18 protein-coding genes and 1 pseudogene are annotated in these 16,434 nt (G+C 53.0%); 1 reads left to right on the forward strand and 18 read right to left on the reverse strand.

From position 1 onward, the window contains the following. Positions 1 to 40: 40 nt before the first annotated feature. Genes hisE through NMQ00_RS08825 form a run of 10 tightly spaced genes read right to left on the reverse strand, consistent with a single transcriptional unit; the run spans position 41 to position 6,988 of the window. On the reverse strand, positions 41 to 349 hold the full coding sequence (gene hisE / locus NMQ00_RS08780; RefSeq protein ID WP_255176399.1) for a phosphoribosyl-ATP diphosphatase: 309 nt from the start codon (positions 347 to 349) through the stop codon (positions 41 to 43). Then, entirely contained in the window at positions 346 to 678 is a 333-nt protein-coding gene (gene hisI / locus NMQ00_RS08785; protein WP_255176400.1) for a phosphoribosyl-AMP cyclohydrolase, read from the reverse strand. The genes hisE and hisI overlap by 4 nt, the downstream gene beginning before the upstream one ends. Continuing rightward, positions 627 to 1,394 carry an imidazole glycerol phosphate synthase subunit HisF gene (gene hisF, locus NMQ00_RS08790; protein WP_255176401.1) on the reverse strand — a complete coding sequence of 256 codons (768 nt, stop codon included), beginning with the start codon at positions 1,392 to 1,394 and terminating at the stop codon, positions 627 to 629. The genes hisI and hisF overlap by 52 nt, the downstream gene beginning before the upstream one ends. Next, positions 1,387 to 2,100 (reverse strand): 1-(5-phosphoribosyl)-5-[(5-phosphoribosylamino)methylideneamino]imidazole-4-carboxamide isomerase, encoded by a 714-nt coding sequence (hisA, locus tag NMQ00_RS08795; protein ID WP_255176402.1) that lies wholly within the window; start codon positions 2,098 to 2,100, stop codon positions 1,387 to 1,389. The genes hisF and hisA overlap by 8 nt, the downstream gene beginning before the upstream one ends. After that, the gene (gene hisH, locus NMQ00_RS08800) at positions 2,078 to 2,665 is read right to left on the reverse strand and encodes an imidazole glycerol phosphate synthase subunit HisH (protein ID WP_255176403.1); all 588 of its coding nucleotides are present in this window, start codon (positions 2,663 to 2,665) and stop codon (positions 2,078 to 2,080) included. The genes hisA and hisH overlap by 23 nt, the downstream gene beginning before the upstream one ends. Beyond that, positions 2,662 to 3,249 carry an imidazoleglycerol-phosphate dehydratase HisB gene (hisB, locus tag NMQ00_RS08805; RefSeq protein WP_255176404.1) on the reverse strand — a complete coding sequence of 196 codons (588 nt, stop codon included), beginning with the start codon at positions 3,247 to 3,249 and terminating at the stop codon, positions 2,662 to 2,664. Before hisB ends, hisH begins: the two co-directional genes overlap by 4 nt. Continuing rightward, positions 3,236 to 4,249, reverse strand: a complete 1,014-nt coding sequence (locus tag NMQ00_RS08810) for a pyridoxal phosphate-dependent aminotransferase (protein ID WP_255176405.1) — start codon at positions 4,247 to 4,249, stop codon at positions 3,236 to 3,238. The genes hisB and NMQ00_RS08810 overlap by 14 nt, the downstream gene beginning before the upstream one ends. Beyond that, entirely contained in the window at positions 4,246 to 5,463 is a 1,218-nt protein-coding gene (gene hisD / locus NMQ00_RS08815) for a histidinol dehydrogenase (protein WP_255176406.1), read from the reverse strand. Before hisD ends, NMQ00_RS08810 begins: the two co-directional genes overlap by 4 nt. Beyond that, complete coding sequence (hisG, locus tag NMQ00_RS08820) at positions 5,460 to 6,068, reverse strand: ATP phosphoribosyltransferase (protein WP_255176407.1); 609 nt, start codon at positions 6,066 to 6,068, stop codon at positions 5,460 to 5,462. Before hisG ends, hisD begins: the two co-directional genes overlap by 4 nt. After that, positions 6,065 to 6,988, reverse strand: coding sequence for an ATP phosphoribosyltransferase regulatory subunit (locus tag NMQ00_RS08825; RefSeq protein ID WP_255176408.1), 924 nt, complete (start codon positions 6,986 to 6,988; stop codon positions 6,065 to 6,067). The genes hisG and NMQ00_RS08825 overlap by 4 nt, the downstream gene beginning before the upstream one ends. 109 nt (positions 6,989 to 7,097) lie before the next feature. Here NMQ00_RS08825 and hisJ point away from each other — a divergent pair, with 109 nt between their 5' ends. Next, entirely contained in the window at positions 7,098 to 7,910 is an 813-nt protein-coding gene (gene hisJ, locus NMQ00_RS08830; RefSeq protein WP_255176409.1) for a histidinol-phosphatase HisJ, read from the forward strand. Between the two features lie 162 nt (positions 7,911 to 8,072). Here hisJ and NMQ00_RS08835 read toward each other — a convergent pair whose 3' ends face one another. The 8 genes and pseudogenes from NMQ00_RS08835 to NMQ00_RS08870 form a co-directional block, all read right to left on the reverse strand. Then, positions 8,073 to 8,429, reverse strand: a complete 357-nt coding sequence (locus tag NMQ00_RS08835; RefSeq protein ID WP_255176410.1) for a hypothetical protein — start codon at positions 8,427 to 8,429, stop codon at positions 8,073 to 8,075. A gap of 200 nt (positions 8,430 to 8,629) precedes the next feature. Continuing rightward, the gene (locus tag NMQ00_RS08840) at positions 8,630 to 9,205 is read right to left on the reverse strand and encodes a deoxycytidylate deaminase (RefSeq protein WP_255176411.1); all 576 of its coding nucleotides are present in this window, start codon (positions 9,203 to 9,205) and stop codon (positions 8,630 to 8,632) included. Between the two features lie 52 nt (positions 9,206 to 9,257). Next, a complete protein-coding gene (locus tag NMQ00_RS08845) occupies positions 9,258 to 10,487 on the reverse strand; it encodes a toxic anion resistance protein (protein WP_034777376.1) in 1,230 nt (409 codons plus the stop codon). After that, positions 10,471 to 11,187: a 5-bromo-4-chloroindolyl phosphate hydrolysis family protein gene (locus NMQ00_RS08850; protein WP_131484525.1), complete on the reverse strand. Its 717-nt coding sequence runs from the start codon at positions 11,185 to 11,187 to the stop codon at positions 10,471 to 10,473. Before NMQ00_RS08850 ends, NMQ00_RS08845 begins: the two co-directional genes overlap by 17 nt. Before the next feature lie 597 nt (positions 11,188 to 11,784). Continuing rightward, positions 11,785 to 13,149, reverse strand: a complete 1,365-nt coding sequence (locus NMQ00_RS08855) for a sodium-dependent transporter (protein ID WP_255178703.1) — start codon at positions 13,147 to 13,149, stop codon at positions 11,785 to 11,787. Between the two features lie 132 nt (positions 13,150 to 13,281). Next, the gene (locus NMQ00_RS08860) at positions 13,282 to 14,160 is read right to left on the reverse strand and encodes a diacylglycerol/lipid kinase family protein (protein ID WP_255176412.1); all 879 of its coding nucleotides are present in this window, start codon (positions 14,158 to 14,160) and stop codon (positions 13,282 to 13,284) included. After that, positions 14,157 to 15,662, reverse strand: a complete 1,506-nt coding sequence (locus NMQ00_RS08865) for an ABC transporter permease/substrate-binding protein (protein ID WP_255178704.1) — start codon at positions 15,660 to 15,662, stop codon at positions 14,157 to 14,159. Before NMQ00_RS08865 ends, NMQ00_RS08860 begins: the two co-directional genes overlap by 4 nt. A gap of 10 nt (positions 15,663 to 15,672) precedes the next feature. Then, positions 15,673 to 16,389 (reverse strand): annotated as a pseudogene (locus NMQ00_RS08870) (ABC transporter ATP-binding protein); the annotation flags it as partial. Positions 16,390 to 16,434: the final 45 nt, after the last annotated feature.

The following is a 16,434-nucleotide window of genomic DNA, read 5'->3' on the forward strand; positions in this document are numbered from 1 at the left end:
AAAAGGAACGCAGCCGATTGTGGCTTCGTTCCTTTTTGTGTTACCAGTCGGTGACGTCCCGGCGTGGTTTCGCCGGCGTCGTCGTCCCATGCCGTTTGGCGAGGAGCACCTCGACATCGTGTAGCGACACGCCCTTAGCGGCGAGTAAGACGAGCAAGTGATACAGCAGATCTGCTGACTCCTCGACTAAATCTTCATCGTTCAGCGCCGCGATGACGACCTCGAACGACTCTTCACCAAATTTTTTGGCAATCTTGTCGACACCTTGGTCGAATAGATAAGATGTATACGACCCTTCTTTCGGTGACGCCTGTCGTTCTTGAATCAACTTCTCTAATTCGTGAATCATCCTTCCACCTCCGTGAAAAAGCAACTTCGATTTCCCGTATGACATGTCGGTCCGTTGGCACGGACACGAACCAAGAGCGCGTCTTGGTCACAATCGACGTGGATGCTCTCGAGTTCGAGCGTATTTCCGCTCGACTCCCCTTTCATCCAAAGTCGCCCTTTCGAACGTGACCAGAACGTGACTGTGTTCGTCTCGAGCGTCTTTTGAATTGCCTCATCGTTCATATAGCCTAACATGAGGACGGCGTCGTCTTTGGTCGACACGATGATGGCCGGAATCAATCCATTGTCGTCGTAACGAACCGCATCGGCAAGTTGTGCTCGCTGCATACGTGTTTCACCTCTTCCACTGTCGTTTTCCGGTCGTGTAAAATCGAGGCGAGCAACGCCGCATCGACCTTCTCGAGCGCGTCGACGACGTGATTCGCGTTCCCGGCGCCCCCTGAGGCGATAATCGGGATGTCGACGGCCTCGCGGAGCAAATCAAGGATTCGTAAATCGTAGCCGCTCTGCTTTCCGTCCTGATTCATCGACGTGACGAGCAGTTCACCCGCCCCGAGTACGGCCACTTGCTTTGCCCAATCGACGGCCCGCAACTCGGTCCGGTTCTTCCCGCCATACGTATAAACGAAGTAATCATCGTCCTCAAACTTGACGTCGATAGCGATGACGATACATTGTGACCCGAACCGCTCGGCCGCCCGTTTAATCAAATCGGGTGATTCGACGGCGAGCGTGTTGAGCGACACTTTATCGGCCCCAGCTTTTAAGAGCGAGGAAATATCCTCAAGCGACCGAATACCGCCACCGACTGTGAGCGGAATGAACACTTTCCGGGCGACGGCACTGACGACGTCAAGCATCGTCTGCCGGCGCTCCGTACTTGCGGTGATATCGAGAAAGACAAGCTCATCCGCCCCAGAGGCGTCATAATACTTGGCAATCTCGACCGGGTCGCCGATGTCACGTAACGCGACAAATTCGATTCCTTTGACGACACGGCCGTCTTTCACATCAAGGCACGGAATGATGCGACGTTTAAGCATGGCGCGCCTCCCACTCGATCAAGTCATCAAGGCTGACTTGGCCGGAGAGTAGTGCTTTCCCGACGACCGCCTCATCGATCCCGGCCGCTTGAAGCGCTTCGACGTCAGCCTCGGTCGTCACACCGCCCGAAGCGATGAGTGTGACCGAGACGGCTTCACGGAGCGCCTTCATCCGCTCGAGATTCGGTCCATTCAACTTCCCGTCCGAACCGATGTCCGTATAAAGAATCGTCTTGACCCCACGGTCGACGAGCCCTTTCGCAGCATCGATATCTTGCAGTTCGGTCGCTTCTTGCCAGCCGTTGACGGCGACGATGCCATCATAGGCATCGAGGGCGACGGCGACACGATCACCGTACTTCGCGAGCGCCCGGTCCAAGAAATCCGGGTCTGTGAACGCCTTTGTCCCGAGCAAGACCCGGTCCGCACCGGTCGCCATGACCGCGTCGAGCGCTTCCTCGGAACGGATGCCCCCGCCGGTCTGAACGAAGAAACCGCACGTTTTGGCAAACCGGACGACATCGAGATGTCTCGGTTCTCCAGCTTTCGCCCCTTCGAGATCAATCAAGTGAAGCATCGGGACGCGCCCTTGCCACTCCTTCAATTTCTCATACGGGTCTCCGTACTGTTCTTCGGTATTGAAATCGCCTTCCGTCAAGCGGACGATTTTTCCATCAATCAAATCAATGGCCGGTAGTAATCTCACGTTCGACCGCCTCCTTCCATTCTTTCAATAAGCTGAGTCCAAACGCGCCGCTCTTCTCCGGGTGGAACTGCATCCCCGTGACGAGCCCTTTTTGCACGATAGCCGGCACGTCTTCCCCCATATAATCGGCAGAAGCGATCACATGGGTCGGATCGGTCACGACGTGATACGAGTGAACGAAATAGACGTCCTCGTCTCGCAAAATCGAGTTCCAGCCGACGTGCGGCAGACGTTTCGCCCGCATCCGCTCGACTCGTCCTGCAATCAAACCGAGTCCTTCCGTCGGCACCCCTTCCGTGCTCGACTCGAACAAGAGCTGCATGCCGAGGCAAATGCCAATGAACGGCTTCTCCTGCGCCGACCGTTTCAATAGCGGAATCAGTCCCGTCTCGTTCAACGATTGCATCGCCTGCGGGAACGCCCCGACGCCCGGAAGCAAGATGGCATCCGCCGCCTCGATGACGACAGGATCGTTCGTGATGGTGACATAACAGCCGATGGCTTGGAGCGCACGTTCGACATTGAACACGTTGCCCATTCCATAATCGATGACCGCGACCTTCATCCTTCGATCCGTCCTTTCGTCGACGGGAGTCGATTCGATCCGTCTTGCCCGATTGCTTCGGCAAGGGCGCGACCGAATGCTTTGAACAGCCCTTCAATCATATGGTGCGAGTTCGACCCGTAGAGCACCTCAAGATGCAGCGTCAAGCGGGCGTTCATCGCCACGGCCCGGAAAAACTCTTCGGCGAGCTCGGTATCAAAGTCCCCGAGTTTCGGATTTTTGATATCGGCCCGGTAGACGAGGAACGGACGGCCGGACACGTCGACGACGGCACGCGCGAGCGTCTCGTCCATCGGTAAATAACTCGTTCCGTAACGGCGGATGCCGATTTTGTCGCCGAGCGCTTGATTGATCATTTGCCCGAGGGCGATCCCGACGTCTTCGACCGTATGGTGTGCGTCGACCCACGTGTCCCCTTCGACATGGGCCGTCAAATCGATTTGACTATGGAATGCGAACAGGGTCAGCATGTGGTCAAAGAAGCCGACGCCTGTTTTGACGTCACTTTGTCCCGTCCCGTTCAAATCGAGTTTAAGTTCGATGTTCGTTTCTTTCGTCTCTCGTTTCGTCTCAGCTGTTCTCAAGTGAAGTCACCTCTTCTATCGTTTGTTGAAGCAAGCGGTACGCCTCGTCCGTACCGGCACTGACGCGAATCCCGTCTGCGAACGCGCGAACATGGACATCTTTTTCAAGGAAGCGGGCGGCCCAGGCTTCGCTGTCCGGTGTCTCGACATATAGAAAATTGGCCCGGCTCGGCAGCACGTTCCCGATTGGGGTGAGCAACGTCTCAAGTTTTTGCCGCTGCGTTTGATGGAAGTTGATCGACTCATCAATATAATCAGAGTCGTTCACTACAACCGTCGCCACGGCCGCACTCAGCCCGCTCACATTGAACGGCGAGCGGAACCGGTCAATCTTCTCGATCAAACGTTCGTCGGCAATCATGAAGCCGATGCGCAGATTGGCGAGTCCGAACGCTTTCGATAGCGTACGGAGAATAATCACGTTCGTATGCTTCGCCAGACAGTCTTTAAACGAATCTTCCATCGTGAAATCGATATACGCCTCGTCGACGACAAGGTACGGGACTCGACGTGCAATCGTCTCGAGTTCATCGAGCGACCACATCTTCCCGGTCGGATTGTTCGGGTTCGACACGAGCACAAGTTTCGGCCGTTCCGCCTCGATCGTCTCGAGCAATGACCCAATTGATAATCCGTCCGCATCTGGCTGTACAAAATTCCCGCGGGCGATGTGCGTGTAAATGCCGTACATCGAAAAGTCGGGAATCGGGGCGGCAACGACGTCCTCGGCGTCGAGGATGGCCTGACAGAGAATCGCGAGCAATTCGTCACTTCCGCTGCCGACCATAAGTTGTTGCGGGCTCACACCAGCATACGCCGCATAGCTTTGTTTCAGCGCCGTCAACTCGTCGACCGGGTAATGGCTCAAATCGAGCGGTAGCTCTCGGATCGCCGTCTTCAAGCGTTCTGGCAACGCATACTGGCTCTCATTTTGATTCAACGCGTGCCCTTTGACCGCATGCGGGACGTAGCGGGGAATCGTCTCATAGTTTAGTCTCATACGTCCTCCAATCGGACCGCCATCGCCCGGGCGTGGCCGTCAAGTTGTTCTTGTTGCGCGATGCGAATCGCGGCGCGTGTGACACGCTCATCGAGCTCCGTCATCTGAAGGAACGTCTGTCTCCGGTAAAAATCATCGACCGAGAGACCGCTTGAGAAGCGGGCCGTCCCGCTCGTTGGCAAGACGTGGTTCGGTCCAGCGATGTAATCGCCAAACGCTTCCGCGGCTTCGTGACCGAGGAAGAACGAACCACCGTGACGGATGGCTTGCATATAGGTTTCCGGGTCGGCAACGGCAAGTTGCACATGCTCGGCTGCCATCTCGTTGGCGACTTCGATCGCCTGTTCGCTCGACATGACGCGTACCCCACCTCGCTTCAATGCCTCGACCGCAATGTCACGGCGTGGCAGCTCGGCCAACTGGCGTGTCAATTCCTGTTCGATTCGCTCGGCCAATTCGTCTGACGTGACGAGGGCGAGTGCCGTCGCTTCGACATCATGTTCGGCTTGGGCGAGCAAGTCGGCGGCGACCCATTTCGGGTTGGCCGTCTCATCGGCGATGATGAGCACCTCGGACGGTCCAGCGACCGAATCGATGCCGACGATGTGCGAGACGAGCGACTTCGCGGTCGCGACATAGGCGTTACCAGGTCCGACGATTTTATCGACCGGCTTGATTGTCTCAGTGCCGAATGCCAATGCGGCCACGGCTTGCGCCCCGCCGACGAGATAACATTCATCCGCCCCGGCGATTTTTGCCGCAATCAACAGTGATAAGTCGATGCCGTCTTGTTTCGGCGGCGTCACCATGACGACACGTTTCACGCCGGCCACTTTCGCCGGAATGATGTTCATCAAGACGCTCGACGGATAGACGGCCGTCCCGCCCGGCACGTAAACGCCGACCGAGTCGAGCGGCATGAAGCGGCGTCCGAGCCGGAACATGACGTCTTCATATACGTCGTCTTGACGTCGCTGGCGCTCATGAAACGTGCGAATGCGTTCGGCCGCGAGCGTCAACGCCTCGGTCAGTTCAACATATGCTTCAGGTGGCGAGAATGTCGTCAGATCGACCGTTTCGATTTTGTCGACGCCGTCAAATTTTTTCGTGAACGCGAGGAGCGCCTCGTCCCCGTTCGACTCCACGGCCTCGAGAATCGGCTTGACCGCTTCCGCCCAGCTTTCCCGCCGGGCTCGGTTCGTTTCTGTACTCATTTCGCTTCCTCCTTGCTCAAGCGACGAATCCACGCCTTCAATTCATCAGGATTGTTGGCGAGCGCCGCCTCACTCATAATGAACTTGGCGTTCACCGTGAAGATCGTCTCGTATTCTTCGAGGTCGTTCGCGCGGAGCGTCGCCCCCGTCTCGACGATATCGACGATGCAATCGGCGAGTCCCGTGAGCGGTGCGAGTTCGACCGATCCGTTCAAGGCGATCACTTCGACGTTCTGCCGTTTCGAGGCGAAGTGAGAGATGGCGATATTTGGGTACTTACTCGCAACTTTCAGTTTCTTCGTCCCATTCTTCCGTTCTTTCGGTCCACAGACCGCCATGCGGCAACGGCCGAACGGCAAGTCGACGACTTCAAGGACGCCCGGCGTCTTCTCTCGCAAGACATCGCCACCGACGACGCCAACGTCTGCCGCGCCGTGCATGACGTATTTATAGACGTCATCCCCTTTGACGAAGATGAACTCATGCCCGTCGATTTCGACCGTCAATTCACGTCCTCGTTTTTCCGGCCAGACGGTCAGTCCGACTTGTTCGAAATAGTCACGGGCCGCTTTTTCAATGCGCCCTTTCGCGATGGCCACCTTCATAAAATCACCTCACCTAACTGTTCTAAATCGAGCGACAATCCGAACGCCCGGCGCGATTGGCCGAAATGTCCATATAGTGAATCATAACGACCGCCTGAGAGGACGCGTCGCCCGTCGATGCTGCCTGTCACCGTCAAACCTGAATAGTAATCAAAATCCCCGGTCTGACCGAAGTCATACGATACGTTCAAACCGATGGAACGTAAATGTTCGACCGCCTGCTCTACTTCCTCGATTGCAGCCGTCAAACCTGGATCGGCGACTTCACGCAACTCATTTAGTGCCGAGTCACCGATTAAGAACGGTAACTTCGCGATTAACGGGTATTGATACGTATCCGCGAGGTCACGGAGTGATTCCAAGTTTCGGAGCGCCAAATATTGGCGGAGCGTCCGCTCAGGGATGCCGGCCTCATCCGCCACGGCGGCGACCAAGGCAGCCGAACCGACTTGGATTCGAAGCCCTTCTTGCGGCAACACACGCTCAGTCATGCTGAGGAATGACGCGATCAACTCCATATCGGGAGCATCTCCGTCAATCCATTCGAGGCCGAGCTGTTGACGCTCGTGTGGTTGTCCCGAATGCTTCGGGGTACGCCGATACACGGCCCCGGCATAGGCGACGCGCATCGGTTCATGACCATCGGCGAGTTTCCGAGCGATTTGTAACGTATAGTCTGGGCGCATGACGAGCAACTCCCCGTCATTCCCGAACAGACGATAATAGGCCGACTCATCGAACAAGGCCAAGTCTTGATAGTGCGAATAATATTCTACGAGCGGCGGTTCGATCACGCTGTAGCCGTTTGATTCGGCTCGTTCTAAAAATGATAACATCCACTGCTTCGGACGCAGGACGTCCTCCCCTTGCAATTCGTGCCATCCTTCCGGGATGGATCCTTTAGTATTGAACCAAATCATCGATATCACCCTTTATCTTATTATCACTTTACCAAACTAAAGTAGTGTGTTAAATTTATCAAACCAAGCCGGTGCTGTCAACCGGCGAACTCGAAAGGAATGTCGCCTGATGATTGACTTTACCCGTGATGGTCACCTTCACACCCCATTTTGCCCGCATGGCTCGTCCGATTCGCTTGAAGCGTATGTAAATCGCGCGTTGGGCCTTGGAATTAAAACGCTCACGTTCACCGAACATGCCCCTTTTCCAGCTCGGTTCCTAGACCCGACGCCCGACAAAGACTCGGCCATGTCGGTCGAATCTTTACCGCTTTATATTGAAGCGATTCAAAAGCTGAAACGGTCGTATCCTGAGCTCGATATCCGGCTTGGCCTAGAGATTGACTACTTGCCAGGCTGTGAGTCCGAGACGTTGTCTTTCCTTGAGCCTTACGCCGACATATTAGATGAGGCGATCTTGTCCCAACACTTTCTACTCGTCGACGGTGAGCTCCTGCCTGTTGACTTCTCGGCCGAGTCATTTGATACGCTCGTGCGTCGCGTCGGGTCGTTCGAAGAGGTGATGCGACGCTACTACACGGCGCTCGCTGCCGGGCTCGCATTCCCTTGGGAGCGTCTGAAAGTGGACCGCATCGGACATATCGACTTACCAATCAAGTATCAACACAATTACACGTGGGACCGCTCGAACGTGCAGGCTGAACAGACGCGCTTGCTACAAACGATTGCCACGCGCGGTTTCGGTCTCGATTTGAATACGGCCGGGCTCCGCAAACCCGATTGCGGCCAAGCTTACGCCATTGACGTAGCGACTGAGGCGGCCGCACTCGGCATCCCATTCGTGCTCGGTTCAGACGCCCATGTCGCCATCGACCTCGGTGCTGGTTTCGAATTTATACAAAAAAAAGCCACGTTCCTATGAACGTGGCTTTCTCACAGCGATCTAGCTATCTAGATCCCCATTTTTGGTTGTCGATAACGATATGGCGTTCCATTTCTTCATCTATTGACAATAATACCATACTGATCCCGCATTGCAACCTGAAAATGAAAAAAGGATGACGAAATTGTCATCCTTTACTATTTAGACCGCCATCTCGGCGTATAAGTCTTTCAACTCTGCAGTGGCCGCCTCATCCATTTGTAACGCGACGAGTTCAACGAACCGAAGTGCCGGATCTGTGTCCCCTGACAAGGCGACAATTTCAGCCGCGGCACCGTCGAGCGCTAGCAAGATGCCAGACACACCTAGCGTCGGGTAGTAACGAAGCAACGCCCGAACGTGCTTCAACTCTGAAACATCGTTCCCGTTGATTTTCAACGATTTGACGGCGAGCTCTTTATGCGTCCCAATCGCAAACTTATCTTCCCACACCTCTTCGAGTGTGATCAACGCTTCCACATCATAGGCACCATCTGTGAAACGAACTTGTTTTTCCATGTAACATTTCCCCTCTCGTTAATCTACTTTCATTATAAGAAAGAAACCCCCGAAAAGATTGTGAAATATTGAACATTATGTGTAAACTTTGTCTCACCTGTGCTTTGCCATAAAAAAAGGTCTCTCCGAAGAGAGACAAATAATGGAAGAGTAAAACACCATTGGCAGTACATTAATAATATAACACCGAATGTAAACGTTTACAATGTGTTTTTGAAACTTTTTTCAAGCGGCATATGTACCACGTCAATCCCGCTCTCACGCATCAAATCGAGGCCGTCTCCATGCTCATAGCCGACCGCATAGACGACACGGGCCACACGTGATGCGATCAAGGCAAGCGAACAGGCGTGGCACGGTGAATGGGTCACGTACGCCGTCGCACCGAACGCGTTCGTCGAATCCGCAGCGAGCTTTCCGATCGCATTGATTTCGGCGTGGATTTCATGTTGCTTTGACCAGTTGTGGTGGTCGTATGGGTCCGAACATTTAATAAATGTCACACCGTTGTGGATGATCGAAACCGGTACCTCGAGCAATTCGACCGCATCCGCCGAAACGTACTCGTCCCGTTTATAAAAGCCGTCTTCCCGCTTTAAAAAGATTTCGTTACAGTTCGTATGCCCGGGAGGCGTCCCGTTCAGCCCGATCGAGATTGGCTTCTCGTCTTTGACGATGACGCATGCGACACTTTTCGAGGCGCATTTTGAATGACGTACCGCCATCATGTCGGCAAACTGTAACCACGTCTCATCCCATAGTCGTTGTTTTTCCATGTTGTATCCTCCTCAAAGAAAAGGAAAGTCTGAGTGCTCAGACTTTCCTCGTTCAATAACCAGTCTCTTTCGGCAACTCTTTGTTTTTTGAAGCAATCTCGATGACTTTTTCTTTCAACTCGTGCTCCATCCGATCGAGTTCACGTTCGGCTTCACGACGTTTTTGACGTCCTTCTTGTTGAATCCGGAGCGTCTCATCTAGCGTCGAGAGCAAGTTCTCGTGCGCCACTTTGAGCGACTCGACCGAGACGATACCTTTCTCGTTCTCTGTGGCGATCTCGATGGATGAATCTTTCAACATCTTCGAGTTCTGCTCAAGCAACGTGTTCGTCGTCTTCGTGACGTCTTGCTGCATGCGGAGCGCCGTCTTTTGTCGTGTCAAGCTGAGCGCGAGCACGACTTGGTTTTTCCAGAGCGGAATCGTATTGACGACCGCCGACTCGATTTTCTCGGCTAGAATCTGGTTGTTTTGCTGGATGACCCGGATTTGCGGTGCCATTTGCAGACTGATTGTCCGGCTCAGTTTCAAATCATGCAATTTTTTCTCGAATCGGTCCGCGAGTTGGATCATGTCGTTCAACTGTTGCAGTTTGACCTGGTCTTTCGACATCTCCACTTCTTGACGGAGCGGGGCGATCTCATAGCTGCGCACGTGGTCAAGTTTCGTCTCACCGGCGGCGATATAGACGTTGAGCTCTTCAAAATAACGCTTGTTCTTATCGTACATTTGATCGAGCATCGTGATATCCTTCATCAGACCGAATTTGGCCCGGTCCAAATTATGGATGACTTCTTCTAAATAGACGCTCATCTTTTCAAACTGGAGTTTATAGTTCTCGGCTTTCTTTTTCGCCCGTCCGATAAGCGGCAAGTTGTCCATAAAACTCTTCTTCTCGGGCTGTAACATGTCCGGGTCCATCTTACGCACGTTCTGCATCAAGTCGGACAATAGTTTCCCGGCATCGCCGCCATCTTTCATCCGGACCTCGGTCAAGATTTGGTCCGAGAATTGCGATAGTTCACGTTGCACGTTCGAACCGAACAACATGACCGAATCCGTCTTTTTAATATCGATCGACTCGGCGATGCGCGTGATCCGTTCCCGGTGTTCCTGCGGGACATCAGGATTCACTTGAATGGCCGGCACCTCGTGTTTCTCTGTCATAGATGACCAGTCCACGGACGGGTCCGAAATCGCATCGGTCTCCGTCTTCGTTTTCGTCTGTGAAGTGAGCTCTTCTTCTGGCCATGACTGCCAGTTCGTTTCATTCGATGAAGTCATGTTTTTTTCTCCCTTCTGGTTGATCGGCCAATACTTTTTCCATCATGATCAACTCTCGTTCAAAGTCGACCGCGTCATCTTCTAAGAGACGGCTGCGTTGCTGTTTGAACTTGTCGACGATGAGTCGCATATTGGTAATCAACTGTTCACGTGTCTCTTCTTGAATGACGACGCGTTTTCCTTCTAGTTCTTTAAATTTCAACACGACCGACACAAGTGAATCCAAATAAAACGTGAACAAGTCACGGACGTGTTTTGCGTCTTGTGGATTCTCGAACAGTTCGGCGAACAGTTCGTGTGCTTCCTTCGAGACCGCCTTCATCTCACGACGGACCTCGATGTCTTTGATTTCTGGCAAGACACGGTCGATTTGTTGCAGCTTCTCATACCCTTGTTCAATCGTCCGCTGTAAAAATTGAAGCTCTAGGTCATCGGTCGCCTCGAATTGACGAACCGGCGCCGCTTCTTCGAGCGGTTTCAGAATGCGCGAGCCGACGAACGGTTCGTCTTCATCGAGCAATAGTTTCTTCTTGGCCCGTTTGGCAACGGGCGCGGGTGCCCGTTTCCGCCGTTTATTGTTCGACCACACTTCGTTTAACACGAGCGCCCCGACGATGATAAACAACCAAGAGAAATCAAAAACGCTTATGGCAAAATATAGGATCGCCCCGGTCAGGGCCCATTTCATCCATGTTTTCATCCGTTTCACCTCGTCTCATGATACTTCTATTGTACCTTACGTGACCCTTCAAAAAAAGTTTCGTCATCTTTATAAGCTTAGCATAATGACGCCGCTCACTCTCTCGGTCGCAAGGACGAAATAGTTTTGACCATCGTTCACGTAATACTCGAAATTAGCGTTAAGATAACAGGGCATCTTAATATACAAGGACTCTCAAATCCAAGTCGTTTATTAGTCGTCTCCACTAAGCACCAAAGGAGGTGAACAGCATGTTGACATTTCCAAAGACATCATTCAGGAAACTTTCAATCGTTTGTTTTCCTATTTGTTGTCCTGATCGCCCTCTCAACTACTTTATCTTTCATGGTTATATCTCGAATTACCGTGAACATCTTCTCTATTGGAGGACTTGTGGTCATCATCGGTGCGACAGCCATGGGTATCAGTGGCATTTGGCCTCAGACAGAACGGAGTGTGTGAGTATACGTCATTGCTACCCTAGGTATTCTCATCACGTTTTTATAGTGATTGAGCCCACCTTCTCCTGACCCTTTTAAACGAAAAACATCCTCTTACTACAACATATGTAGCGAGAGGATGTTTTTAATAAACAGGTTACGTTTCAAGCAACGTAGTGATCCATGTCGACACCATGACGACGGCGACCGTCACCGGGATGACGTAGCGAATAAGGAATCGCCACACTGGATACAGTTTCACACCGACATCCGACGTTTGAATCTCTTCTTTCAAGATGCGTTGATCGACGACATAGCCGACGAAAATGGAGGTCAGAAGCGCGCCGATCGGCATCAAAACGTAGCTGACGACGTAATCCATCACATCGAAGAACGTCATTCCATCAAAGAATTGTAACTCGCTCATGACACCGAACGACAGTGCCGACGGAATTCCGACCGCAAAGACGATTGCCGCTGATAAGAGCGTGACGTTCCGTTTCGACATCTTCTGCTTCTTCTCGTTCAATTTATCCGTCACACCAGCGACGACGACTTCGAGCATCGCAATCGATGATGTGATTGAGGCGAACGTGAACAAGAGGAAGAACAATACCATGAAGAACCCACCGAGCGGAACTTGATTGAAGACGGCCGGCAAGACGACGAAGAGAAGCGCCGGGCCTTCAGCCGGGTCGAGTCCAGATGCGAACACGGCCGGGAAAATCGCGAGACCCGCTAATAACGAGACGGCGATGTTCAAGAGTACGATCATGTTCGCCGAGCGATTCAGCGTCCCTTTCGTTTTAATGTACGACGCGTACGTCAACATGGCCGCGACCCCGAGTGATAACGAGAAGAATGCTTGACCAAGTGCGAACAAGACCGACTTTCCGGTCAAAGCCGAGAAGTCAGGCTGTAAGAAGAAGCGAACTCCTTCCATCGCCCCGTCGAGCGTCAACGAACGGATGACGAGCACGATGAAACTGACGAACAAGAGCGGCATTAAAATCTTACTCATGCGCTCGATGCCTGCCTCGACGCCTTTTAGGACGATCAAGAGCGTGATCAGTAAGAACAAGAACTGCCCGAACACGGCGATGCCTGGTGATGAGACGACATCTCCGAAGACGGCGCCGAACTCGTCAGGCGAACGTCCGTTCAATGTCCCGCTCAATCCGAGCCCGACATAAATCAAGACCCAACCGCCGATGACACTGTAGAATGAGAGCAATAAGAAACATGCGATGACGCCAAGGTAACCGACGAGCGTCCATCGCCCGTGGCCCAGCTTTTTAAATGCGAGCAATGCCGTCTTTTGAGTCGAGCGTCCGACGATGAACTCACCGATCAACAACGGTAGACCGAGTAAGAGCGTGAACGCTAAAAACATGAGCAAAAAGGCGCCGCCTCCACTTGTGCCGGTGACATATGGAAATTTCCAAATCGCACCGAGACCAATCGCTGACCCTGCAGCCGCTAAGATGAATCCAATTTTTGAGGCGAACGAGTTTTGCGCCATTACCATCCCTACTTCCTGTTTTCATATCTTTTTCATAATAATAGTGAAATACTAACACGGTTCAGAAAAGAGGACAACTAAAAACAGAGAAAAGTCTGAATTCTTTTCTCTGCTGGTAGCTTTTATGGATTTTTAGTGTGATGGAACGAGAAATGACAACTCGCTCGGCAGGACATCGATGTCCAACCGTTCCGCCTCGAAGTGTTCCCCATCGACGTCGATGATTTGAGATTCACTCAAATGGACGGTCAGTTGCGACATCTGCAAATGCACCCATTCCGGGGACGACTGTTCGAGCCCGAGCTGCTGGGTCAACAGTTGACGAATCATGGGGAAGCCGATAGCCGAGCTGTGAACGACTTCGACGAGTCCGTCGGTGAACGACTGGGTCGGTAGCTTTGTCGGTACCGTCCCTAAATATGCCCCGTTTCCGACGTATAGAAAGCTGACCGGGCCATCGTGGACGACTTCTCCGTCCTGTTCGACGCGGACGTCGAACGGGTCGAGTTCCCTGAATTGACGAATCGTCGCTAAAAAGTAACCGATTGAGCCAAGTGATTCTTTTTGAAGCGGATCGATTTGTCGCGACGCATCGGCGATGAGGCCGATCCCGATAAAGTTAAGGCCGTAACGGCCATTGACTCGCATCACGTCGACCGGTTGCACATGACTCATCTTAAATAACCGGGCCGCTTCAATCGGTTCGACCGGTAAAGCGAGGGCACGGGCAAAATCGTTGCACGTGCCGCCCGGGACGAGACCGACCGTCGGCCGCTCATCTTTCGGAAGTGCCATGAGGCCGTTGACGACCTCATGTAGGGTGCCGTCCCCGCCGATGACAATCAAGTGCTCGTAAGCCACACTCTCTTCGGCAAAGCGGGCGGCGTCTCCTTGTCCGAGCGTCTTCCGAATCAGAATCTCGTCATACAGGGATTCGATCGTCCCGACGACCTCCCCGAGCATCGTTTCACTTGCACCGGATTTCGGGTTCGAAATAATCATCGCTCTCATAGGAGACCTGCCTGCTCCAAGAAGTCTTGTGCGACGTCATAAGCGCGCTCATTCCCATACGCGACGCGGCGGTTCAATTCAGACATCTCTTCATCTGTAATTTTGCCGGCCAATTGATTAAGGGCGTCTTCGATCTCAGGGTGCTCGTCTAATGTTTCCTGCTTGAGCAACGGTGCCCCTTGATAAGGCGGGAAGAACTGTTGATCGTCTTCAAGGACGAGCAAATTGTTTTCGGCGATGTCCGGGTCCGTCGCGTAAGCATCGACGAGATTGACGTCACCACGGGCGATTGCGCGATACCGGAGCTTTTGCTCCATCGAGACGACCGATGGGAAGTCGAGGCCGTACGCTTGCTGTAGTCCCGGATAACCGTCTTCCCGGTCCGTGAACTCGAGCGTGAAGCCGGCTGCAATATCCGATTGTACGTTCCGCAAATCAGAAATCGACGTGATACCTTCCTCTTCGGCATAGTCCCGCGGAATGGCGATGGCATAGGTGTTGTTGAACTGCATCGGCTCAAGCAACGCATAGCCGTCGTCAGCCAACGCATCGCGAGCCTGTTCATACACTTCGCGGGCGTCATTCGAGTTCGGTGCCTCTTTCACGAGACTGGCGAGTACCGTCCCCGTGAATTCTGGATAGATATCGACATCGCCGGATTGGAGCGCGCCCCAGACGAACGTCGTCTCCCCGAAGTTCGGACGGACGGAAACGGTCAAATCAGTTTCTTCTTCAATCAACAGTTTATACATGTTCATCAAAATCTCCGGCTCAGGCCCGAGTTTTCCGGCGACGACGAGGTCGGTCTGTTGCGTGCGACCGAACGCGAGCGGTGCCGCGATGATGAGTGCCAAGACGGTCGAGACAGCGATCAATTTTGTCTTGTTGCGTGTTGCCGTCGCTCCTTCCATCTGTCGGAGTAAGAAATCGAACAAGAGGGCGAGGATGGCGGCCGGGATGGCGCCGAGCAAAATCAAGTAATTATCGTTTCGGTTGATCCCGAGTAGAATTAACGTCCCGAGTCCACCGGCTCCGACGAGGGCGGCGAGCGTTGCCGTCCCGACGATGAGCACCATCGCCGTTCGAATCCCGGCCATGATGACCGGTAAGGCGAGCGGTAGTTCGACTCTCATCAAGCTTTGGTTCGGCTTCATACCACAAGCCCGGGCCGCCTCGATGAGTGATTTATCGACTTCGTTTAAACCTGTGAACGTGTTCCGAAGAATTGGTAACAAGGCGTATAATACGAGGGCGATCGTCGCCGGCAAGGCGCCAATCCCGACGAGTGGAATCATCAATCCGAGAAGTGCCAAAGAAGGAATCGTTTGAATGATGGCAGTGACACCGATAGTGGTCTCGGCCACTTTCTTGCGGCGTGTCAACCAGATGCCGAGCGGGACGGCTATCAAGACCGCGATCAGTAGGGAGACGACGGAGAGCTGCAAGTGCTCGATGAGCGCCTCGACGAGTTCACCCCGTCGGTTTTGGAATGTCTCAAGCATCAACTTCACCTCTTCCGCGTTGTGTAAAATCGAGGACGAACGGATCCGTGCTCGTTCTGATTTCATCTGGTGTCCCGACGACGACCAACTCGCCATCACGCATCAAGGCGATGCGATCGCCGAGCTTCATCGCTTCCTGCATGTCGTGGGTCACAAAAAGAATCGTCTTCCCGAGTTCATCGTTCAAACGTTTAATATCGTCTTGGAGTTGTCCCCGGCTGATCGGGTCGAGCGCCGAGAACGGTTCATCCATCAAGATGACGTCAGGGTCGGCTGCAAGCGCACGTAGAACGCCGACGCGTTGTTGTTGTCCGCCGGAGAGTTCGGTCGGTTTTTTAGCCCGTAAGACAGGATCAAGTCCGGCGATCTCCATCAGTTCGGTCACGCGGTCTTTCGTTTTCTGTTTTGGCCATTTCAATAATTCAGGGACGACGGAAATGTTTTCCTCGACCGTTAAATGAGGGAATAAGGCAATTTGTTGTAGCACATAACCGATGTTACGACGCAACTCAAAAATATCGAATTGGTATATCTCTTTCCCGTCGATTAAAATTTTTCCATCGGTATGGTCAATCAGTCGATTCACCATTTTCATCGTCGTCGTCTTGCCGCACCCTGATGGGCCGATCAAAACAAAAATCTCCCCTTTACGGACTGTCAAATCCAAGTCTTTGACGGCTAACGTCCCGTCCTCATAGCGCTTGGATACATTTTGAAATTCTATCAACTCTACCCCTCCTCGGCTCGTAACTTTTCATGAAAGTCAAATATT

The organism is Exiguobacterium aurantiacum (assembly GCF_024362205.1).
GTDB classification, from domain to species: Bacteria; Bacillota; Bacilli; order Exiguobacteriales; family Exiguobacteriaceae; genus Exiguobacterium; species Exiguobacterium aurantiacum_B.